This is a genomic window from Bacillus sp. GB_SG_008 (assembly GCF_052038115.1).
Taxonomy (GTDB): Bacteria; Bacillota; Bacilli; order Bacillales; family Bacillaceae_G; genus Bacillus_A; species Bacillus_A rhizoplanae.
Genome location: NZ_JBPZSK010000005.1, coordinates 145,662 through 161,455 on the forward strand (window position 1 = coordinate 145,662; position 15,794 = coordinate 161,455).

Annotated in this window: 15 protein-coding genes and 2 pseudogenes; 11 read left to right on the forward strand and 6 right to left on the reverse strand. The window is 36.0% G+C overall.

What is annotated here, in order from left to right; all coding sequences use genetic code 11:
• Positions 1-13: 13 nt before the first annotated feature.
• Positions 14-1,222: an alanyl-tRNA editing protein gene (locus ACTDJC_RS14530; protein ID WP_440603846.1), complete on the reverse strand. Its 1,209-nt coding sequence runs from the start codon at positions 1,220-1,222 to the stop codon at positions 14-16.
• Positions 1,223-1,361: 139 nt separating this feature from the next.
• Here ACTDJC_RS14530 and ACTDJC_RS14535 point away from each other — a divergent pair, with 139 nt between their 5' ends.
• Positions 1,362-1,754, forward strand: coding sequence for a hypothetical protein (locus ACTDJC_RS14535; RefSeq protein ID WP_098306998.1), 393 nt, complete (start codon positions 1,362-1,364; stop codon positions 1,752-1,754).
• A gap of 87 nt (positions 1,755-1,841) precedes the next feature.
• Positions 1,842-3,074, forward strand: coding sequence for an MDR family MFS transporter (locus ACTDJC_RS14540; protein ID WP_098307000.1), 1,233 nt, complete (start codon positions 1,842-1,844; stop codon positions 3,072-3,074).
• Positions 3,075-3,413: 339 nt separating this feature from the next.
• Here the strand turns inward: ACTDJC_RS14540 and ACTDJC_RS14545 are convergent, their stop codons facing one another.
• Together ACTDJC_RS14545 and ACTDJC_RS14550 are read right to left on the reverse strand one after the other, a co-directional pair.
• Positions 3,414-3,797 (reverse strand): Hsp20/alpha crystallin family protein, encoded by a 384-nt coding sequence (locus ACTDJC_RS14545; protein ID WP_098307002.1) that lies wholly within the window; start codon positions 3,795-3,797, stop codon positions 3,414-3,416.
• 159 nt (positions 3,798-3,956) lie between these two features.
• Positions 3,957-4,103 carry a small acid-soluble spore protein P gene (locus tag ACTDJC_RS14550; protein ID WP_098307004.1) on the reverse strand — a complete coding sequence of 49 codons (147 nt, stop codon included), beginning with the start codon at positions 4,101-4,103 and terminating at the stop codon, positions 3,957-3,959.
• Positions 4,104-4,309: 206 nt separating this feature from the next.
• Here ACTDJC_RS14550 and ACTDJC_RS14555 point away from each other — a divergent pair, with 206 nt between their 5' ends.
• Both ACTDJC_RS14555 and ACTDJC_RS14560 read left to right on the forward strand, forming a co-directional pair.
• A complete protein-coding gene (locus ACTDJC_RS14555; protein ID WP_098307006.1) occupies positions 4,310-4,573 on the forward strand; it encodes a hypothetical protein in 264 nt (87 codons plus the stop codon).
• Positions 4,574-4,664: 91 nt separating this feature from the next.
• Entirely contained in the window at positions 4,665-5,345 is a 681-nt protein-coding gene (locus ACTDJC_RS14560) for a polysaccharide deacetylase family protein (RefSeq protein ID WP_375337703.1), read from the forward strand.
• A 34-nt stretch (positions 5,346-5,379) separates the two neighbouring features.
• On the opposite strand, the gene sspO is transcribed toward ACTDJC_RS14560, so the two are convergent.
• Positions 5,380-5,529, reverse strand: a complete 150-nt coding sequence (gene sspO / locus ACTDJC_RS14565) for a small acid-soluble spore protein O (RefSeq protein WP_098307008.1) — start codon at positions 5,527-5,529, stop codon at positions 5,380-5,382.
• Between the two features lie 285 nt (positions 5,530-5,814).
• Between sspO and acnA the strand changes: the two genes are divergently transcribed.
• Both acnA and ACTDJC_RS14575 read left to right on the forward strand, forming a co-directional pair.
• On the forward strand, positions 5,815-8,538 hold the full coding sequence (acnA, locus tag ACTDJC_RS14570) for an aconitate hydratase AcnA (protein WP_440603847.1): 2,724 nt from the start codon (positions 5,815-5,817) through the stop codon (positions 8,536-8,538).
• A 406-nt stretch (positions 8,539-8,944) separates the two neighbouring features.
• Positions 8,945-9,595: a 2OG-Fe(II) oxygenase gene (locus tag ACTDJC_RS14575; RefSeq protein ID WP_098307012.1), complete on the forward strand. Its 651-nt coding sequence runs from the start codon at positions 8,945-8,947 to the stop codon at positions 9,593-9,595.
• Positions 9,596-9,955: 360 nt separating this feature from the next.
• On the opposite strand, the gene ACTDJC_RS14580 is transcribed toward ACTDJC_RS14575, so the two are convergent.
• Positions 9,956-10,390 carry an SMI1/KNR4 family protein gene (locus ACTDJC_RS14580; RefSeq protein WP_440603848.1) on the reverse strand — a complete coding sequence of 145 codons (435 nt, stop codon included), beginning with the start codon at positions 10,388-10,390 and terminating at the stop codon, positions 9,956-9,958.
• Positions 10,391-10,566: 176 nt separating this feature from the next.
• Here ACTDJC_RS14580 and ACTDJC_RS14585 point away from each other — a divergent pair.
• The 4 genes and pseudogenes from ACTDJC_RS14585 to ACTDJC_RS14600 form a co-directional block, all read left to right on the forward strand.
• Positions 10,567-10,755, forward strand: a pseudogene (locus ACTDJC_RS14585) (transposase domain-containing protein); the annotation flags it as partial.
• Between the two features lie 171 nt (positions 10,756-10,926).
• Positions 10,927-12,696 (forward strand): LytS/YhcK type 5TM receptor domain-containing protein, encoded by a 1,770-nt coding sequence (locus ACTDJC_RS14590; protein WP_440603849.1) that lies wholly within the window; start codon positions 10,927-10,929, stop codon positions 12,694-12,696.
• A complete protein-coding gene (locus tag ACTDJC_RS14595; protein ID WP_440604007.1) occupies positions 12,671-13,411 on the forward strand; it encodes a LytR/AlgR family response regulator transcription factor in 741 nt (246 codons plus the stop codon). Before ACTDJC_RS14590 ends, ACTDJC_RS14595 begins: the two co-directional genes overlap by 26 nt.
• Before the next feature lie 137 nt (positions 13,412-13,548).
• Complete coding sequence (locus ACTDJC_RS14600; protein WP_440603850.1) at positions 13,549-14,751, forward strand: L-lactate MFS transporter; 1,203 nt, start codon at positions 13,549-13,551, stop codon at positions 14,749-14,751.
• Positions 14,752-14,850: 99 nt separating this feature from the next.
• Here ACTDJC_RS14600 and ACTDJC_RS14605 read toward each other — a convergent pair.
• Positions 14,851-15,003 (reverse strand): annotated as a pseudogene (locus ACTDJC_RS14605) (IS66 family transposase); the annotation flags it as partial.
• Positions 15,004-15,120: 117 nt separating this feature from the next.
• Between ACTDJC_RS14605 and ACTDJC_RS14610 the strand changes: the two are divergent.
• Positions 15,121-15,738 carry a hypothetical protein gene (locus ACTDJC_RS14610; RefSeq protein ID WP_440603851.1) on the forward strand — a complete coding sequence of 206 codons (618 nt, stop codon included), beginning with the start codon at positions 15,121-15,123 and terminating at the stop codon, positions 15,736-15,738.
• The last annotated feature ends 56 nt before the right edge of the window (positions 15,739-15,794 follow it).

Here is a 15,794-nt window from a genome sequence, read left to right on the forward strand (position 1 = left end):
CGCAAGAAGCTATTTATGCTTTTTGCGTTTCTTTTTGTATTTGAATGAGATGATTTAAAAATGCTTCGCCTGTAACAGTTGCTTTTCCACCGCCGCGTGCGCTTTTTTGATTACCTCCACCTTTTCCTTCTATAAGAGGAAGAGCTGTTTTTAAAAGAGTGTTCATGTCTTGCTCAACGGCTTTACCGCATACGCAAATGCATTGTAAATTTTCACCGTTTTGTGTAACAAAATATGTAATGATATGTACGTCTTGCTCTGTAATTATAGCTGCTAATTTAGCCAGTTCCTGCATAGAACGGTCTGTAAAGTTCACCGCAATTTGTTTTCCAAACGAAGTTTTCTCTGCTTGCTGCAGTAATTCATTTGCTTCCACAGTGAGTAGTTTTTCGTTCGCTATTTGCAGCGCTTTTTCATTTTCTTTTTGAGAGGAAAGAAGCTGATTTATTTTGTTTGGAATAGCGTCTTCTTTACTATGTAATTGCTGGGCTGCGCTTTTTACGAGAGCTTGATTGCACTTCATAAGTTCGATTGTACGCCAGCCGCAAACGAATGTAAGACGAATATTTCCTTTATGACGCTCCCAATCGATAATTTGAATCGGACCAACTTCACCAGTTTGTTTTGGATGTGTACCGCCACAGCCGTTATAATCAAGATTTTCAATAATCACAACACGAATGTTTTCTGTTACAGTCGGTTCCTTGCGAAGGGGAAACTGTTTTGCTTCTTCTTGGTTTACCCATTGAACTGTAATGGGACGATTTTCAAATACAATTTGATTAGCAAGGTAAACAGCTTCTTCGGCTGTTTCCAAAGAAAGGTCGGAAGTTTCTAAATCAATTGTTACGATCTCTCTTCCTAGGTGAAAACCAATTGTTGGAATATTAAAGTTATCCCAAAATATGGAAGACAAAATATGTTGTCCAGCGTGTTGCTGCATATGATCAAAACGACGTTTCCAAGAAACATATCCTGTTATTTCATTTACATGTATCTCTTCCGTAATGTAATGACGAATTTCTCCATCTATTTCCTCCACATTTATAACAGGAATTTGATTTAATTGTCCTGTATCATGTGGCTGACCACCGCCCGTTGGGTAAAAAGCTGTTTCTGTTAATACAACATATATATTACCATCGTTGTCGTGTGCTTGTTTTGTAATCTGAGCTGTGAATGTTTGTAAGTATGCGTCTTTGTAATACAGTTTTGGGTTCACGTCTATACTCCTTTCAAATGTAACTATTTTCATTGTAAAACAATACGTATCACTTTCCTAATATTTCATAAGAAAATTTCTCTTTTTTAGAATTTTCTTGCTATAATAAGGGAAAGGTAACATAACGGGGGTGGATGATATGTTATATGAAAATGGGGTAAGTAAACTGATTCATCTAAGTACAAATATATCTGAGCTATACCGAGAATTGCATGAAATGACCCGTCATTTAACAGAATGTAACCGAGAAAGTGTCACGTTTGATCGGTTATATGTGAAAGAATTGCTATGGAAGAAAGAAGATGTAGTCTCTATGTATGATCAGCTACTTATTCAAATTTGTATTAATGAATGTTTTGATATGAAAAGTTGGATAGCTGGAGAATATAGCTACACACATGAAGAAGTAGAGAGTTGGGTGGCTGAATTTAACAGTAAACATAATGTAGACATTGTATTAGAGGCAGTATTAAAAGAATTACAGTTTACATATGGCATTGACATGGAGCTGAAACGAACAGCTCGTGTTTAGGGAAATGAAAATCATGTTTTCAAAGGAAGCTGCTTTTCAGCTTTCTTTTTCTTTGCATTGCATTTGTAGATAGAGAAGGTGAAAGAGATGAAGGGGAAGTTACAACACATTCATCCTATAGGGATGAATATTATTATTGGAACATTATTTGCAAGATTTGCAACATCGATGAGCATTCCATTTTTAGCAATTTACTTGACGAATGCAAAAGGAATATCAGCAGGAGTTACAGGAGCCATTATTGGAACGAGCGCATTAGTAGGTGTATTTGCAAGTTTTATTGGCGGGAATTTATCAGATCGTTTTGGGCGAAAAAAGATTATGCTATCTTCTATTATTGTTTGGATTCTTGTATTTATTGGATTTGGATTTGCAGAGCATGTCGTTGCATTTTTTCTGCTAAATGCACTAAATGGGATGTGTCGTTCATTTTTTGAGCCAACGTCTCGCGCTTTATTATCTGATTTAACAAAGCCGGAGCATCGTTTAATGGTGTTTAACTTACGTTATGGTGCTATTAATGTTGGTGTTGCGATTGGGCCACTTGTTGGTCTTCAGATTGGCAGCGCTGAATCAACAACACCATTTTTTATAGCCGCTATTATGTATGCTCTTTATACAATTGTGCTCGCATTACAATTTCGAAAGTATCGCATTGGAGAAGAAAAAACAGAAGAGACAGAACGAGTTACTTTTATGGATTCCCTGCGCATTATAAGAAAAGACATTGTCTTTTTAGTTGCGTTAATTGGAATTATCATTAGTACAGCAGGATATGCACAGTTTTCATCAACGCTTTCTCAATATTTTGCGAACTCCCATCTATTTGAAAATGGAGTGAAATTGTTTTCTTATGCATTAACATTAAACGCAATTACTGTAGTAATCGTTCAGTACCCACTCATTCAAATTTGTAAAAAGTATACACCACTCGTATCCATTATGATTGGTACATTACTTGTTAGTGTAGGATTATGTGGATTTGGATTTGCTGAATCAATGTGGACTGTTTTCGTTTGTACGATCATATTTACAATTGGAGAAGTATTAATGTTTTCCATGACAGATGTGTTTATTGATCAAATTGCTGTTGCAAATTTAAAGGGAACATATTTCGGGGCAATGGGATTCTCAGGAATCGGAGCTGTTATTGGGCCATGGTTTGGCGGACTTCTGTTAGATTATTACGGTTATCATAATGGTTTTACGATTTTTACAATTTTGGCGGTGCTTTCAATGCTTGCATTTCCAATTTTGTTGTTGACAAGGAATTTGCTACGTAAAAGAACGATAGAAGAAAAATGGGAAGCACAAATGTAATACGCGTATGTACGAAATAAGGTTTTATGAATAAAGGAGGCTGATCATTTTAAGAATCAGCCTCCTTGTATTATTGCCAGTGCAATAGTAGTTCAAAGGTGTTAATCGCTTTCAAATCTTCCGTTACTTTCTGCTTTATGCCGCTATTCGCGGGCAGTAAGACCCCCACCTCAAGATTCAGAGAGAAGCAAAGAAGATAGGTGGGGGATTACTGCCCGTAAAAGACCGATTGGTTCAACTAACCATCAGTGGGGAATGAAAAAAACCCCCACTGATGGAAGCTTCACTTTATTTTGCAGAAAGGATATGTCTTATATCATGTGTTAGATTTGCATATGACTATTCTGTAAAGAGGACGGTTCGTTCTGTTAATTGTGCTGTTTCTGTTTTAGAAATGTGAATGGTAAGAAGACCATTTTCAAGAGAGGCTACCATTTTTTTATATATGATATTGGTTGGTAAAAAAATCATATGCTGTAAGGCAGAATTATTATAAGATATGTTAATTTGTAGGCCTGTCTCCATCTTTTTAATTAGAATATTTCGCTCTACTATGTTCGGAATGTCGGCTTCTAAAATATATTCTTGTTCTGTTTCAAAAAGGTCAACGTGAATATCGTTTTGAGAGGGGGAATTTGCGTATAAATCGGAGCAAAATTGATTCATCCATTCTTCAAAGCCATCAACATGAAAAAGGCAGTCTTTTTTCTTTTTATTGCCCATTGTAAGAAAACCTCCATAAAAATTCATTCATATTACGATATTCACTTTGAAAATAGAGGTGAAAAAGAAAGAGGAAATGTGCTTAAAAAGAAGAGAAGATTTTAGAAATATATGATAAATATATGATAAAAAGACAGTGCGCATGCACTGTCTGCTTTGTTACATATCGTGGTGAGCATGATTTTTTTGACGCGTATGTTTTTGGTTTTTTACTTTGTGTGATCCGCTTAACGGTTCTGGTTGACCACCAGAAACTTGCCCTTGCGGAGAATTTTTACGAATGGATTTGCTGTTGTTTTTCTCCATTATAATACCCCTCTTTTTCTTGTGCTCTAGCGGTTATTCAAATGAACGGTAGAGCTCGATTAGCGAAATGAATTAGCTGAAGGAAAGTACCTAGTCTAAAGTTTCGCTCTACATTAGGATGAGAAAACTTCATAAATTTATACGAGAATGTTTTTTGAGGTAAAGGTAAAAGATAATGGAGAGTAATAAAAGAAAGGGGAATGGTTATGCCGTATCACAAAGATAAGCAACAAGCATTTCAAGCTGCACAGCAAGGAACAACGGATGCAGAAAATGTATATAACAACATTGTAAAAAACGATCCAAATTATGCACAGGATTTAAAACATTTACGTCAAGAAGTGCATGAAGCATATGAACAAATCCAAAATGCATTAGAAGTTGCTTCTGAAACACAGCGAAAGCAATTGCAACAATATGAACAAAATTTACAACATATTATGCAAAATGTGGAGGAAGTACGTGATTAATAGGTTGTTGAGTGGTCTCAGCAGCCTTTTCACATAAGACAAGCTAATGATGATTAAGAAAAAATGTATTATAATTAGTTGTTTTATTGTTATGTTAAGTATGATAGGAATTGAACATGTTGATGCAAAAATGTTAATGAGAAAAGAGTTAGAACCAACTGGCTATGTAACATGGGAAGTACCAACTCATGAAAAAATAATGGCAATCACTTTCGATGATGGCCCGGATCCTACATATACACCTCAAATTTTAAAGATATTACATCAATATAATGCTGAGGCAACCTTTTTTATGATTGGATTCCGAATTCAGGGTAATCCATATTTAATTGAACAGGTGTTAAAGGAAGGACATGAAATTGGTAATCATACAATGAATCATTTGTACGCACGCAGTGAAGCTGGACAAAAACTCGAAAATGATATTCTAGATGGGAAACGGTATTTACAAAAATGGGTAGATAAGCCCCTCCTTTTTCGTCCGCCTGGTGGGTATATTAATGAATCGGTGTTTAAAACGGCAACAGAAGCAGGATATCAAATCGTGTTATGGTCTTGGCATCAAGACCCGAGAGATTGGTCTAATCCTGGAAAGGATAAGATTGTAAATCACGTTCTAAAAAACGCGAAAAGTGGTGATATTGTCTTATTGCACGATGGAGGAAGCGATAGAAGCCAAACTGTCGAAGCTCTAAAAGAGATTTTACCAGCCTTGCAAAAACAAGGGTATCGATTCGTGAAAGTGTCAGAGTTATTAAAGTACAAGCATTGAAAAATCCCAAAAGATTATCTTTTGGGATTTTGTATTATTGATTCTTTTTACGCTTTTTATTATTTTGACGCTGAGCCGCTGTTAATGGCTCATTTGAAAATTCTTCATTATACCCTGTACCTTGTCCTTGTGCAGAGGCTGCGTTCATTCCTGGAATGACATGATTGGCTTTACGTTTTCCCATGATTATACCCCCTAATTGACTATAAGAGCCTGAAGAGTTCCATTTACTTTTTATAAAGAAAAACGCTTTCTAAAAAGCAGTTTCACTTTATAGAAATAGTATCTGTTAACGAGTAATTTACTATGCAGTAACGAAGTTATAAAGAAAACTTATGAAAAACTATAAGTTTCTTCTTATTTACTTATCCTTTAAGTTGTAATAATATATTATCGTAAGGTATTGAAAAGTTTGTCTACATTTTATATTCAGACAATTTCAGTCACGTTTAACAGGGGGGTAACCATAATGGTAAAACACAATCCATTTCACGCTCGTGCAACATTTGAAGTAGATGGAAATACGTATCACTATTATAATCTGAAAGCGCTTGAAAACGCAGGGGTAGGTAATGTTTCTAAGTTACCATATTCAATTAAAGTATTACTTGAATCAGTACTTCGTCAAGTTGATGGCCGCGTTATTAAAGAAGAACATGTTGAAAATTTAGCGAAATGGGGAACGAAAGATATTCAAGATATCGATGTACCGTTTAAACCATCTCGCGTTATCTTACAAGACTTTACAGGGGTTCCAGCAGTTGTTGATTTAGCTTCTCTTCGCAAAGCAATGGCAGATATGGGCGGAAATCCTGATAAAATCAATCCAGAAATTACAGTTGATCTTGTTATTGACCACTCTGTACAGGTTGATAGAGCGGGTACATCAGATGCGCTTCAATTTAACATGGACTTGGAGTTTAAACGTAATGAAGAACGTTATAAATTCTTAAGCTGGGCACAAAAATCATTTGATAACTACCGTGCAGTTCCACCAGCAACAGGTATCGTTCACCAAGTAAACCTTGAGTATTTAGCGCCAGTTGTTCATGCGGTGAAAAATGCTGAAGGTGAACTTGTTGCATACCCAGATTCATTAGTAGGAACGGATTCTCATACAACGATGATTAACGGTATCGGCGTTCTTGGATGGGGCGTTGGTGGTATTGAAGCAGAAGCTGGAATGCTTGGACAGCCTTCATACTTCCCAGTACCAGAAGTAATCGGTGTGAAATTAACGGGTACACTTCCAAGTGGTACAACAGCAACAGACGTTGCACTAAAAGTAACACAAGTATTACGTCAAAAAGGTGTAGTTGGAAAATTTGTTGAGTTCTTCGGCAGCGGTTTACAAAGCATGCCATTAGCTGACCGTGCAACAATTTCTAACATGGCACCAGAGTACGGTGCAACTTGTGGATTCTTCCCAATCGATGATATTTCATTAGATTACTTACGTTTAACAGGAAGAAGCGAAGAACAAATTCGCATCGTTGAAGAATATTGTAAAGCAAACGGCTTATTCTATACAGCTGATAGTCAAGATCCAATTTATACAGATCTTGTTGAAATTGATTTAAATACAATTGAGTCTAACCTTTCTGGTCCGAAACGTCCACAAGACTTAATTCCTCTTTCTAACATGAGAGATGAGTTCCGTAAAGCTGTTTTAGCGCCGGTTGGTAACCAAGGATTCGGCTTCTCAGAGCAAGAATTTGATAAAGAAATAAAAGTAGTATTACAAGATCAAGAAGTAACGATGAAAACAGGTGCAATTGCAATCGCAGCGATTACAAGCTGTACAAATACATCTAACCCATATGTGTTAATTGGTGCAGGCTTAGTTGCGAAAAAAGCAATCGAAAAAGGACTTAAAGTACCTAGTTACGTAAAAACATCATTAGCACCAGGATCTAAAGTTGTTACTGAATACTTAGATAAGTCTGGATTAACAGCTTATTTAGATCAATTAGGTTTCCAAACAGTAGGTTATGGTTGTACAACTTGCATTGGTAACTCTGGTCCATTAGCACCAGAATTAGAAGAATCAATTGCTGCAAATGACTTATTAGTAACATCTGTTTTATCTGGTAACCGTAACTTTGAAGGTCGTATTCATCCGCTTGTAAAAGCAAACTATTTAGCATCTCCACCACTAGTTGTGGCATATGCACTTGCTGGTACAGTTGATATCGACTTGAAAAACGATGCAATCGGTAACGATGTAAACGGTAATCCAATTTACTTTAACGACATTTGGCCAACAGCGACAGAAATCGAAGAAGTTGTACAAAATGTTGTAACATCTGAACTATTTAAGAAAGAATATGCACAAGTATTTAACAGCAACGAACGCTGGAATGAAATCCAAACTTCAAATGAAGCTTTATATACTTGGGATAATGATTCAACATATATCCAAAACCCACCGTTCTTCGAAGGGTTAGCAAAAGAGCCAGGTGAAGTGGAAACACTTTCAGGACTGCGCGTAGTTGGTAAATTTGGCGACTCTGTAACAACAGACCACATTTCACCAGCAGGATCTATCGGTAAAAACACACCAGCAGGCCGTTACTTATTAGAAAATGGTGTGCAGCCAGTTGACTTCAACTCTTACGGTTCTCGCCGTGGTAACCATGAAGTAATGATGCGTGGTACATTTGCGAACATCCGTATTAAAAACCAAATCGCACCAGGTACAGAAGGCGGATTCACAACGTACTGGCCAACAGGCGAAGTGACATCTATCTATGATGCTGCAATGAAATACAAACAAGACGGAACAGGTCTTCTTGTTATCGCAGGTAAAGATTACGGTATGGGAAGCTCACGTGACTGGGCTGCAAAAGGTACGAACTTATTAGGTATTAAAGCAGTTATCGCAGAAAGCTTCGAGCGTATTCACCGCAGTAACCTTGTGTTAATGGGTGTATTACCATTACAATTTAAAGATGGTGAAAGTGCAGAAACACTAGGTCTTACTGGTCAAGAGTCATTTGAAATTCAAATTGATAAAACAGTAAAACCACGCGACCTTGTAAAAGTTGTTGCGACTGACTCAGAAGGAAACGAAAAACAATTTGAAGTAGTAGCACGCTTCGACAGTGAAGTAGAAATCGACTACTACCGTCACGGCGGTATCTTACAAATGGTTCTTCGTGAGAAATTAGAAGAGTCTAAGGTATCTAACTAAGTTGCAAATTTATTAGTTCTAAATGAACAATATTTTGTATAAAAATTGATTTTTACCAAAAAAAGAAGATGACTTTTGTCATCTTCTTTTTTCTTATGATTGTAAATTCTATTTCAAGCGATGTATATGGGAATGATGTTTGCATCTGCAAGTGCATCCTGGCTATTGGTGGGGGGACAGACATTCTTAGCTATGGGCATATTATGTGCAACTGCCAGTTTCCTAGTACTCCAAATTGTTCGTTTCTTAGTAAAAGAAAGCTCGGCTCCCGTTTGAGTCGAGCTTTTTTCCCCATGTTAAAACATACAACGGAAAAGTTCTTGTTATTATTTTCAGAATAAAGTCAATAGAGGGAAATATATGATATATTCATAATATCCAATCATTTTTAAGGGAGATGGGGAACATGACAAAGGAAAATCAAACAGCTGAAAATAAGGAACTAACGATTTTTAACCACGTTGGAAACACAATTGTAACAGAAGATAGGGAAATCCAAATTATTTCAAGATTAGAAGAGCCTCTTATTGTCGTGTTAGCGAATGTATTAAGCGATGAAGAGTGTGAAATGTTAATTGAAATGTCTAAAAATAAAATGAAACGTTCTAAAATTGGTGTTTCGCGCAAAATAAATGACATTCGGACGAGTAGTGGTACGTTTTTAGAAGAAAGTGAGGCTGCTACTAGAATCGAAAGACGGATCGCTTCAATCATGAATGTTCCAGTTGAACATGGAGAAGGGTTACATATTTTAAATTATACTGTTGACCAAGAATATAAAGCGCATTATGATTTTTTTACAGAAAACAGTGCGGCAGCAAATAACAATCGTATTAGTACCCTTGTCATGTACTTAAATCATGTAGAAGAAGGCGGAGAGACTTTCTTTCCAAAACTCAACCTTTCTGTATCTCCAAAAAAAGGAATGGCGGTATATTTTGAATATTTTTATCAGGACGCATCATTAAACGAGCTCACTTTACATGGCGGTGCACCTGTTATCAAAGGTGAAAAATGGGTTGCGACGCAATGGATAAGAAGAAGACCTTTATATTAAGATACCACTCAATTACGAGTTTTTTATGGTATTATACTGTGACAAAACTAAGTATACTCGAATGAAGTGCAAGTTTAGCATGGTAATTCATTAAAGTGTATAAAAGTTAATTTACAGCATAAGAAAAGGAGGATGACGAAAGTCATCTTCCTTTTTTTATGCTTGAAAATCATATTTCAAGCAATATATTCGTGATCAATGGATATCCTTAGATGGCTCGTGATTCCATATATCGATATCGAAATAATAAAAAATCTGAAATTCCGTCAGATCTTCTTTCGGTTATACCGTAAATCATTTCTTATCCTATCTTATTTACTCGTCATTTAGAAAATGGAATTAGCACAGAAGAGATCACAATTAAACAGTAATGGTACCATCATTCCACCATTCAATAAATGTCTGTAATGATGGGGCAACCCATGTTCTGCTATCATTTTCGTGATTCCAAACATATACATCATCTTTTTGTATGGCTCCATTTAATATTGCATATCCGAACAAATCACCGTTTCCTCCATCTGCAAAAAACAACAGACAATCAAAGGGCATATATAAATTCTTAAAATCATCAAACTTTCTTACATTCAGATTTTCTTCAAGGATTTGTTCAATTGACCAAATGAAAGGACAGTCATATTCATCGAACACACCATTCGTTTCATTCAATAGACTGGATAAATCGTTCGGTAATTCAACATTAAGTTTTTCTTTTATTTGGGATATTTCAGCTTTCGTTGCAGGGGATTTAAATTGAAAATCTGTTGAAATAGTATTGATAAAAGTCTTCCACATATTTAGCATCCTCACTTAAAAGTTTTTTCTGTATGTATGTTAATTTTACTTGAGAGTTTCATTATATGAAACTTCTATATTAAATCAATAGGGATATCAACAATGTTTATTAACAGAGCTAAAAATATAAAATGGTTTAATAAGAGAAAAGCATCCGATTTGTTCAACGAAAAATCGGTGGGAGAAAAAATTGGATGTTTTCAAATACACCATGAGGTGCTAGAGGAAGTGTCATTATGTATAGTGTGGTTGAAACCGCAAAAGAGAACAATTTAAGTTCCTATCATTATCTTCGTTATTTGTTTGAAACGCTCCCCAATATCGATTTAAATAATAAAGAGGAAATTGATAAAGTCTTGCTATAGTCAATGGATTTACCATCTAGTTGCAAAGGCCGAAAAAAGTGAAGTAAACAAAAGGTAACTCTAAAATCAATCTCTATGGTATTTTTTGGATTCTATTAACATTTACGGTATAGACATAATGATGTAATATATTGAATGAAATGAAGTTAATACATGAAGGATGGACATAAAATGGGAGATTTATTATTGATGATGATTGAACGCGTTGGTTTAATCGTTATTTTAGGATATTTACTTTCGCATATTAAGGCGTTCCGTTGGCTACTGTATAAGCAAGATAGCTATAAAGGTAGCTTTATGTTAATTGGCATATTTTCATTATTTACAATTGTAAGCAACTACACAGGGATTGAGATTTCTGGTAATACGATTATGAATGATAACTGGCTGCGGGGCGTCTCTTCTTCTAGTACGATTGCGAATACGCGTATTATGGGAATTGGGATTAGCGGGTTACTTGGAGGTCCAATTGTTGGAATAGGAGTAGGATTGATAGCCGGCATTCATCGTTATATGCTAGGAGGAACGACTGCATTGAGCTGTGCAATCTCTTCTATTTTAGCTGGGGTTGTGACAGGTTATATTGGCTATTTATATCAAAAATGGAATCGCGTTGTAACCCCTAAGTTTTCTGCGGTGCTTAGCATCTGTATGGTATCGCTGGAAATGATTATGATTCTTTTCATGATCGATGATGGCTGGAGTATTGTAAAAACAATTGCAATCCCAATGATTCTCGTAAATGGTTTCGGAAGTTTTATTCTATTGTCAATGATTCAGTCCATTTTACGACAAGAAGAACATGCGAAGGCATTACAAACGCATAAAGTATTGCGCATTGCTGATAAAACGCTTCCGTATTTCCGCCAAGGATTAACGGAAGAATCATGTACGCATGTGGCACAAATTATCCACAGCTTTACAGGAACAGATGCAGTATCTTTAACAGATACAGAGAAAATATTAGCACATGTTGGATTAGGATCTGATCATCATATTCCTTCTCATAGCTTAATTACTGAATTGTCAAAAGAGGTATTAAAGACCGGGAAAATTATGAAAGCAAAGTCGCGCGAAGAGATTAATTGTCAGCATGAAGAGTGTTTATTACAAGCGGCAATCGTGATTCCACTCACATCTCGTGGAAAGACCATCGGTACGTTAAAGCTTTATTTTAAAAATCCCAATTCATTAAGCCCCGTAGAGGAAGAGCTGGCAGAAGGATTAGCGAAAATCTTTTCAACGCAGCTTGAACTTGGAGAAGCAGAACTGCAAAGTAAATTGTTGCAAGATGCGGAAATAAAGGCGCTGCAAGCACAAATTAACCCGCATTTTCTCTTTAATGCGATTAATACAGTCTCTGCTTTATGTCGCACAGATGTAGAGAAAGCAAGGAAATTATTGTTACAGCTAAGCGTGTATTTTCGCTGCAATTTACAAGGTGCAAGGCAGCTTCTCATTCCGTTAGAACAAGAATTGAATCATGTGCATGCGTATTTGTCGTTAGAACAAGCAAGATTTCCGAACAAATATGAGGTGAAAATGTACATTGAAGACGAGCTGCATAATATTTTGCTTCCACCGTTTGTGTTGCAACTATTAGTGGAAAATGCTCTTCGTCATGCATTTCCTAAAAAACAGCCTCTATGCCAAGTTGAAATTCATGTTTATGCCAAGAAAAACAGCGTACATTTCAAAGTAAAAGATAACGGTCAAGGGATTGAACCGGAGCGATTAGAGCAGTTAGGAAAAGCAATTGTATCGTCAAAAAAAGGAACGGGAACAGCATTATATAATATTAATGAACGGTTAATGGGGTTGTTTGGAAAAGATACAACGCTTCATATTGTCAGTGAACTGGAAGCAGGGACGGAGATTTCCTTCACGATTCCAATTCAAAGAAAAGGAGGCAGCGATATTGAAAATATTAGTAGTCGATGATGAAATGTTGGCGCGGGACGAATTAAAATATTTATTATATCGAACGAAAGAGGTCGATATAATTGATGAGGCAGACAGTGTAGAAGAAGCGTTAGAGAAGTTGATGGAAAGTAAACCGGATCTTGTTTTTTTAGATATTCAGTTGTCGGATGATAATGGATTTGAAATTGCTAATATACTAAAGAAGATGAAAAATCCACCTGCTATTGTATTTGCAACGGCCTATGATCAATATGCCATTCAGGCATTTGAAGTAGATGCTTTAGATTATATTTTAAAGCCGTTTGACGAAGAGCGCATTGTCCAAGCGATTAAGAAATTTAAAAAACGAAAACAGCATGAAATGGAGGAGAAACAAGAAGTACATGCGTCAGATGTATCTAGCAGAATGAAAAAATTAGCGCTGCCGATTGATGAATCGATTGTATTAGTGAATATAGAAGATATCGTATATACTGGATTGTTGGACGGAAAAGTAATTGTGAAAACGATTTGTGATACGTATGTGACGTACGATACGCTTGCCATATTAGAAAAGAAATTGCCACAAATGAATTTTCTGCGTGTGCATCGCAGTTTTATCGTAAATGTAAATCATATTTCTGAAATCCAGCCGTGGTTTAACTCTACGTATAATTTAATTATGAAAGAGGATTCAAAAGTACCTGTAAGCCGTACTTATGCAAAAGAATTAAAGAAGCTGCTTCGTATTTAACAAGCAGCTTTTTGCATTTCATCCTTCTTTTTCTGTAACTGATTTCATATATTTGACGCTCTGTGTTGTAAGTGCTTACGGAATCGTTTACATCCTATACAATAAAGCTATCAAATCGAAAGAGGTGCAAGGATGGTATGAAAAAATCATCTGTTAATCCGTGGCTTGTTGTCCTCGGTACAGTCATTGTACAAATGGGACTTGGAACGATATATACATGGAGCTTATTCAATCAGCCTTTAGTGAGCAAATACGGCTGGGGTCTTAACGCTGTTGCTATAACCTTCTCAATTACTAGCTTTTCTTTAGCATTTTCAACTTTGTTTGCAGGTAAATTACAAGAGAAATTGGGACTTCGTAAACTCATTATGATAGCCGGATTAGCATTAGGAATTGGCTTGATGCTTAGTTCGCAAGTTTCCTCATTACTAATGCTTTATATACTAGCAGGAGTTGTTGTAGGTTACGCAGATGGTACAGCCTATATTACTTCACTATCCAATTTACTAAAGTGGTTTCCAGAGCGTAAAGGTTTAATTGCTGGTATATCTGTCTCTGCATATGGTACGGGTAGCCTAATTTTTAAATACATTAACGCAAAGTTCATTGATTCAGTTGGTGTATCACAAGCGTTTTTATATTGGGGCTTAATTGTTACAGTTATGATAGTGGTAGGCGCTTGTCTTATCCATCAAGCCGCTGAACAAGGTACAGTTCATGAAACAAAAAGTCGTGACTATACAACAAGAGAAATGCTAGGTACAAAACAAGTTTATCTGTTATTTATCATGCTATTTACATCATGTATGAGTGGCTTATATTTAATTGGCATGGTAAAGGATATTGGTGTTCAACTCGTAGGGCTTAGCGCAGCAACAGCAGCTAATGCTGTCGCTATAGTTGCGATCTTTAATACGGTTGGCCGAATCATTTTGGGACCATTGTCAGATAAAATCGGCCGTTTAAAAATTGTTACCGCAACGTTTGTCGTTATAGCTACGTCTGTCTTTGTTCTTAGTTTTGTGGATTTAAATTATGGCATTTATTTAGCCTGTGTAGCAAGTGTTGCTTTTTGTTTTGGTGGAAATATCACTATTTTCCCAGCCATTGTTGGTGATTTCTTCGGTCTAAAAAATCATAGTAAAAACTACGGAATCGTGTATCAAGGCTTTGGTCTTGGAGCACTTGCAGGTTCCTTTATCGGTGTAATTCTAGGTGGATTTAAACCAACTTTTATGGTGATTGGCGTATTGTGTGTCGTGTCATTTATTATCGCGATTTTCATTCAACCACCTAATCAGCAAAAAGAAAAACAAGAAAATTATCGCAGTGTAGCGTAAGCATTTTAAATTTTTATTACATTCTAAAAGTAAACGTAAAGTAACTCCAAAATATACAATAAAAGTTGATTTTGGAGTTATTTTTTGTTTACTTCACTTTTTTCCCTTCTGTGAATCAGGTAAAGCCTTTAAGGCTTCATCAAACTTCCGTCTGGCATGTGCCCAACATCCTACAAGGGTAACATCTGGTACTTGATGATAACCACTATATCCATCTACTTGTAAATACCCTTGGAAACTAGCTAAAAACTGATATATCAACAGTTTAGAAAATTTTACATCCTACTAAGTTATATCCTTAAAAATACTTTTTTGGTACAATTTAGGTGTATAGTGAATGTTGTAAAACGTATTAGGGAGCGTGTTTTGTTGAACGGGAATCAAAAATATAGCGGACATTGGAGAAGTTTTATTCTTTTTACATGTATCGTTGGTTTTATTGTTGGTTACTTTTCTGTTCTTTCAGATAACTTACCAGATGTAAGTGAGGGTGTTACATACCTTAAATTTTTCATTTCGTATTTAGCAGTCATGATTAACTCTTTACCCATGTGGTTTATCCTTGCCATGTTTGTTGGCTATATATTTGCAAGGGATGTTCAAAAAGCTGTATTACTTGGCGCCCTCTATACAATCACTGCCATTACATTTTATTTTGTGATTGGCTATTTTTATCAGGACGTACTAGTAACGATATCATTTCAAGAACAAGCAGTTGCATATGCGACTTGGTACGGAGCGTCAGCTATTGGCGGTATTTTAGGCGGAGTTTTAGGGTTTTTTATGAAAAAAACATCGTATGCATTACTACCTTTAGCTGTAGGGTTAATCTTACAATTATTTGTAAACGGTAAAAGTAGCTGGAGTGACGTTGTTGGTATTGCACAAAATATTACCTATTGTCTAATGATAGGAAGCATTGTTATGTATATAGTCATTGTGAAATGTAATGCAGTTCCTGTAAAAAGAAAAGAAGAACGGATGTAGTTATCTTTGATTTAACTCAAATTATAAAACATACAACAATAAGAATTCGATTCTTT

What these genes read in the sequence shown, in the direction of transcription:
- ACTDJC_RS14535 (WP_098306998.1), top strand. Translation starts at nt 1,362, where the DNA reads ATGTTATATGAAAATGGGGTAAGTAAACTGATTCATCTAAGTACAAAT.
- ACTDJC_RS14540 (WP_098307000.1), top strand. Translation starts at nt 1,842, where the DNA reads ATGAAGGGGAAGTTACAACACATTCATCCTATAGGGATGAATATTATT.
- ACTDJC_RS14545 (WP_098307002.1), bottom strand. Translation starts at nt 3,797, where the DNA reads ATGGGCAATAAAAAGAAAAAAGACTGCCTTTTTCATGTTGATGGCTTT.
- ACTDJC_RS14550 (WP_098307004.1), bottom strand. Translation starts at nt 4,103, where the DNA reads ATGGAGAAAAACAACAGCAAATCCATTCGTAAAAATTCTCCGCAAGGG.
- ACTDJC_RS14555 (WP_098307006.1), top strand. Translation starts at nt 4,310, where the DNA reads ATGCCGTATCACAAAGATAAGCAACAAGCATTTCAAGCTGCACAGCAA.
- ACTDJC_RS14560 (WP_375337703.1), top strand. Translation starts at nt 4,665, where the DNA reads ATGTTAAGTATGATAGGAATTGAACATGTTGATGCAAAAATGTTAATG.
- sspO (WP_098307008.1), bottom strand. Translation starts at nt 5,529, where the DNA reads ATGGGAAAACGTAAAGCCAATCATGTCATTCCAGGAATGAACGCAGCC.
- acnA (WP_440603847.1), top strand. Translation starts at nt 5,815, where the DNA reads ATGGTAAAACACAATCCATTTCACGCTCGTGCAACATTTGAAGTAGAT.
- ACTDJC_RS14575 (WP_098307012.1), top strand. Translation starts at nt 8,945, where the DNA reads ATGACAAAGGAAAATCAAACAGCTGAAAATAAGGAACTAACGATTTTT.
- ACTDJC_RS14580 (WP_440603848.1), bottom strand. Translation starts at nt 10,390, where the DNA reads ATGTGGAAGACTTTTATCAATACTATTTCAACAGATTTTCAATTTAAA.
- ACTDJC_RS14590 (WP_440603849.1), top strand. Translation starts at nt 10,927, where the DNA reads ATGGGAGATTTATTATTGATGATGATTGAACGCGTTGGTTTAATCGTT.
- ACTDJC_RS14600 (WP_440603850.1), top strand. Translation starts at nt 13,549, where the DNA reads ATGAAAAAATCATCTGTTAATCCGTGGCTTGTTGTCCTCGGTACAGTC.